Here is a 4,318-nt window from a genome sequence, read left to right on the forward strand (position 1 = left end):
TGTTTAAAAATATTTGTTTTAAACAGCAGTGTAAATTATTTTGTTAATTTTAAGAAACAGATAGGGTTGAGATGACATTCACTAATACGATATTTTTTATTAGATATTCTAAGTCCATTTTTTTTAAGTCGTTCATCTACAAACATTATTTGAGTTCGTCCCTTTTTAACATAGATAGCACCTATACTCTTTTTATTCTCTTTTAGTTTGCTATAACTATCTACTATAATTATCTTTTTGGAGCTTTTGCTTTTTGGAAAGAGTAGAATATCTGCTTTTTTTATGGAAGCAGTTTTTTTTATCTTTAACTTAGTCAGAAGATTTTTATTATTGCTAAAGTAGGAGAGCTTTTTATTTGACTCTATGCTTGATAAAGCCTCATTTACTTTCTCAATATTTAGTTCAGCAAATGATAGTAGAGGGGCAAGTAGTAACATATATAAATATTTAGTTTTCATCTTATATCCTTTTTTCTCATCATACAATAAAACAACATAAAACATTGTAAAATATTTTACCTAATATTTTTTTTTAACCAGAATGTGAGCAAACTGTGAACAGCTGTACAGAGCTAACTATAGCAAAATTATCGATTATTTAGATATAATTTTGCAATTAATTCACTATAATTAAGGATAGAGATGCGTATATTAACAGGAATCCAAGCTTCAGGTAAACTTCACATAGGAAATTACTTTGGAGCGATGAAACCGATGATAGAACTCCAAGAGAGTGAAGAGCTTTTTACATTTATTGCAAATTATCACTCACTAACTACATCAAAAGATGCTAAACTTCTGAAGCAACTCACTATGGATGCGGCTATAGACTATCTATCTTTGGGTATAGACCCAAACAAGACAACTTTTTGGGTACAAAGTGATGTTCCACAAGTGCTAGAACTCTATTGGATTCTATCAAAATTTACACCAATGGGACTGTTAGAGAGAGCTCACTCCTATAAAGATAAGGTTGCCAAAGGAGTTCCTGCTAACCATGCACTATTTTCATATCCTGTGCTGATGGCAGCTGATATTCTTATCCTCGATACAGAGAGGGTTCCTGTAGGCAAAGACCAAATTCAACATGTTGAGATGACTAGAGATATGGCTATCAAATTTAACAACGAGTATGGAGAGATTTTTACTCTACCTGAGCATGTGGTAAATGACAATGTTGCTACCATTCCTGGAATAGATGGACAGAAGATGAGTAAGAGCTATGACAATGCTATTGATATTTTTATGGAAACTGAAAAGAAGCTACAGAAACGCTGTAACAAGATAATAAGTTCATCTACCCCAATGGGTGAGTCACTAGAGTATGAGGATTGTAATATCTACGCTTTGGCTTCTCTATTTTTAGATGAGGGTGAAAAGAGTCAACTTCAGGAGCGTTACAAAAGTGGAAAAGAGGGATATGGTCACTTCAAAAAATATCTCAAAGAGCTTATATGGGAGGAGTTAGCAGAGGCAAGAGAGAAGAGAGCTTATTATCTTAATAATCCTGATATTGTTAGAGATATTTTGAGTGATGGTGCTAAGAAGATGCAAAAAATAGCTAATGCCAAGATGGCTATTGTGCGAGATGCTGTAGGAATTCTTTAATTGATTTCTTTCAGAACTAGGAACCGATGGCTTCAGCCTCGTTATATTCGGGACTAAAGTCTCCGATTCCCTTTTCTTTCTTAGCTAAACTGAGGACTCTCTAGGTTAGAGTTTTTATCCTCAACTTTCTGCTCCCTTAGCTTCTCTTCTCTTCGTCTCTTTTTCATCTTTAGTTTGGCAAGTTCACGCATATCCTCTGTAGTATCACTCTCATCCATAATCTCAATACCCAAGATGGTCTCAACACAATCCTCTAGGGTTAAAATCCCCTCTGTCTGGTCATAGCTATCTTTGACCAAGAACATATGTTGCTTTTTCTTGATGAACATATCCAGAGCTATTGCAACAGAGAGATTCTCATGTATGGAGTGCATCTTATCTTCTATACTAGAGATGGTCACACTGTTGTCTTTTAGAGACTGTTCAAATATTTTTTTGGTAAGTACAATTCCTGTAACATCCTCTATGGTATCGTTATAGACAGGGATTCTGGAGAATTTAAATATATCAGGCTTAGTCTCCATCACCTCTTGGATGGTCATATCTCCCTCTATGGCAAAAACCACTGAGCGAGGGGTTAATATTTCATTGATTCTCTTCTCATCTAGTTTTAGGATATTCTCTATAAAGTCAGACTCCTGTTCATCGATAATACCCTCATCTTCACTAATAAGCATACTCTCCAAAAGTTCATCTTTGGTTGTGGTCAACCCATCTTCATATCCTTTGGATATTTTGTCTGTTACCAGCATGGTTATTAGAATAATTGGATAAGTTAACCAGATAAAAAACTGAATAACTCTAGCTGATATAGGAGCTAACGCTTTCCAGTGAATTGCACCTATGGTTTTGGGGATGATTTCAGAGAAAAATAGAATAGCAAATGTTAAGACCACAGATACATAAACCATGGCACTATCATTTTCAAAAACTTTTGAAGCTTGAGCCCCAACCGCGGCCGCACCAAGGGTATTGGCAACAGTATTTAAAATCAGAATAGATGCAATAGATTTGTTAAGGTTCTCTTTGTGTGACCGTAACAGTTTTCCTGTACTAGGTTTCTCTTTTTCAAGAACAGAGACATATGACATCTGCACGGAGAGAAGTACAGATTCAAGGATTGAACATAGGAATGAAATTCCAACAGATAGAAGAAAGAAGAGTATCAGATAACTCATTTGATTTAATAAACCTTTATTATAAAATAATAGTTGCAAGACCTAAAAAACTGAAAAAACCTACAATATCGGTGACAGTTGTAAGGATAACAGTGCTTCCAATGGCTGGGTCAACTCTCATTTTTTCCAAAAGAAGAGGGATAGTTGCTCCAAAAAAACCAGCCATAAGAAGATTGATAATCATAGACAAGGCGATGACAATACCTAGCTTGTCTATCTCAAACCATAGAGTTGCAATAATTCCCATTATTATAGCAAATAAAAAACCATTTAATAATGAAATGCTCACCTCTTTTATAATAATTCTTTTAGCATCGTTAGGTGAAATGTCACCAAGTGTCAACTGCCGAACAACAACCGTCAAGGTTTGTGTCCCTGCATTGCCACCCATAGAAGCGACTATGGGCATGAGTACAGCAAGTGCAACTATACTGTCCAAAATATCTGAAAATAGACCAATGATAATAGAAGCCAAAATAGCAGTAATGAGATTCAATCCTAACCATGAAGCTCTCTGTTTACCTGCTTTGAGTATCTCTTCATCCTCTTCAACATCATCATTAAGACCAACTAGATTATACATCTGTTCAGTTGCTTGTTCATTGATAATGTCGTGAATATCATCTGAGGTGATTCGACCTATGAGTTTTCTATCGTTTGTTACGATGGGCATCACAAAGAGGTTATACTCCTTAAATAGATTAACTACATCTTTAATATCATCTTTATCCCCAGCTGTTATTGGTTCATAACTCTCCTCGGACTCCTCTATATTATTTTGAAAAGTTTTCTCAAAATTAAAGGTCAATAGGTCATCTAAATCTATGCTGTAGAGTAGTATACTGTTTTTGGTAGTAATGAATAGATTGTGAACATTCTCTATCTCATTAGATTTTTTGAGCTTAGAGAATCGTTTGATGGTATCTTTTACAATCTCATCCTCTGTAGCAGTAAAGAGTTCCACTTGCATATATGACCCAGCTTCAGCCTCTTTATAAGCTTGAAGTTGAGTAATATCTTTTTGGTCATCTCTATCTAGTCTCTTAAAAACCTCTGAGGCTATCTCCTCATCATGCTCCCTAAGCTCCTGCATAAAGTCAACTTGGTCATCACTCTCTAGCTCTTTGACCGCTTCTACCAAATCTTGGACATCCAATGATGCAATCATATCGTCAAAATATCTATCAGGAAGCTCTAGGGCTACATCTCCAAGAATATCTTTTGGGATTAATTTAATAGCTTCTGAAAATTTCTCTTCGTTATACTGTTTAAGTATATTTACGATTTCAGAGAAGTGGAGTTCATCTCTGTTATTAGACTCTAGGTACTCTTTTAACTCTTGCATATTAATCCCCTTATATCTAATAAAAAGTATTTTTTTGAACTAAATAGTTCGGGTGTAAACACGCCGATTCCGAAAATGCAGATTGCATATAACTGAAAACTACGGAAAAACCCCAAATTACTCCCCAACCCCAGCAAAGTCAGTAATCTCTCTCCACTCATCATCCGAAATTCCCCTGTCTTCCTTAA

Annotated in this window: 4 protein-coding genes; 1 reads left to right on the forward strand and 3 read right to left on the reverse strand. The window is 35.3% G+C overall.

Going from position 1 to position 4,318, the window contains the following annotated elements; translation table 11 throughout:
• Window positions 1-35 precede the first annotated feature (35 nt).
• Window positions 36-458, reverse strand: coding sequence for a hypothetical protein (locus GSY74_RS01435; RefSeq protein ID WP_164663333.1), 423 nt, complete (start codon window positions 456-458; stop codon window positions 36-38).
• Window positions 459-641: 183 nt separating this feature from the next.
• Here GSY74_RS01435 and trpS point away from each other — a divergent pair, with 183 nt between their 5' ends.
• A complete protein-coding gene (trpS, locus tag GSY74_RS01440; protein WP_164663335.1) occupies window positions 642-1,607 on the forward strand; it encodes a tryptophan--tRNA ligase in 966 nt (321 codons plus the stop codon).
• Between the two features lie 80 nt (window positions 1,608-1,687).
• Here trpS and GSY74_RS01445 read toward each other — a convergent pair whose 3' ends face one another.
• On the reverse strand, window positions 1,688-2,785 hold the full coding sequence (locus GSY74_RS01445) for a CNNM domain-containing protein (protein WP_164663339.1): 1,098 nt from the start codon (window positions 2,783-2,785) through the stop codon (window positions 1,688-1,690).
• 19 nt (window positions 2,786-2,804) lie between these two features.
• Window positions 2,805-4,130 carry a magnesium transporter gene (gene mgtE / locus GSY74_RS01450; protein WP_164663340.1) on the reverse strand — a complete coding sequence of 442 codons (1,326 nt, stop codon included), beginning with the start codon at window positions 4,128-4,130 and terminating at the stop codon, window positions 2,805-2,807.
• Between the last annotated feature and the right edge of the window lie 188 nt (window positions 4,131-4,318).

The organism is Sulfurovum sp. bin170 (assembly GCF_010892395.1).
GTDB lineage: Bacteria > Campylobacterota > Campylobacteria > Campylobacterales > Sulfurovaceae > UBA1140.

Excerpts from the sequence above, each read along its gene's own strand:
- GSY74_RS01435 (WP_164663333.1), bottom strand. The coding sequence starts at position 458 with ATGAAAACTAAATATTTATATATGTTACTACTTGCCCCTCTACTATCA.
- trpS (WP_164663335.1), top strand. The coding sequence starts at position 642 with ATGCGTATATTAACAGGAATCCAAGCTTCAGGTAAACTTCACATAGGA.
- GSY74_RS01445 (WP_164663339.1), bottom strand. The coding sequence starts at position 2,785 with ATGAGTTATCTGATACTCTTCTTTCTTCTATCTGTTGGAATTTCATTC.
- mgtE (WP_164663340.1), bottom strand. The coding sequence starts at position 4,130 with ATGCAAGAGTTAAAAGAGTACCTAGAGTCTAATAACAGAGATGAACTC.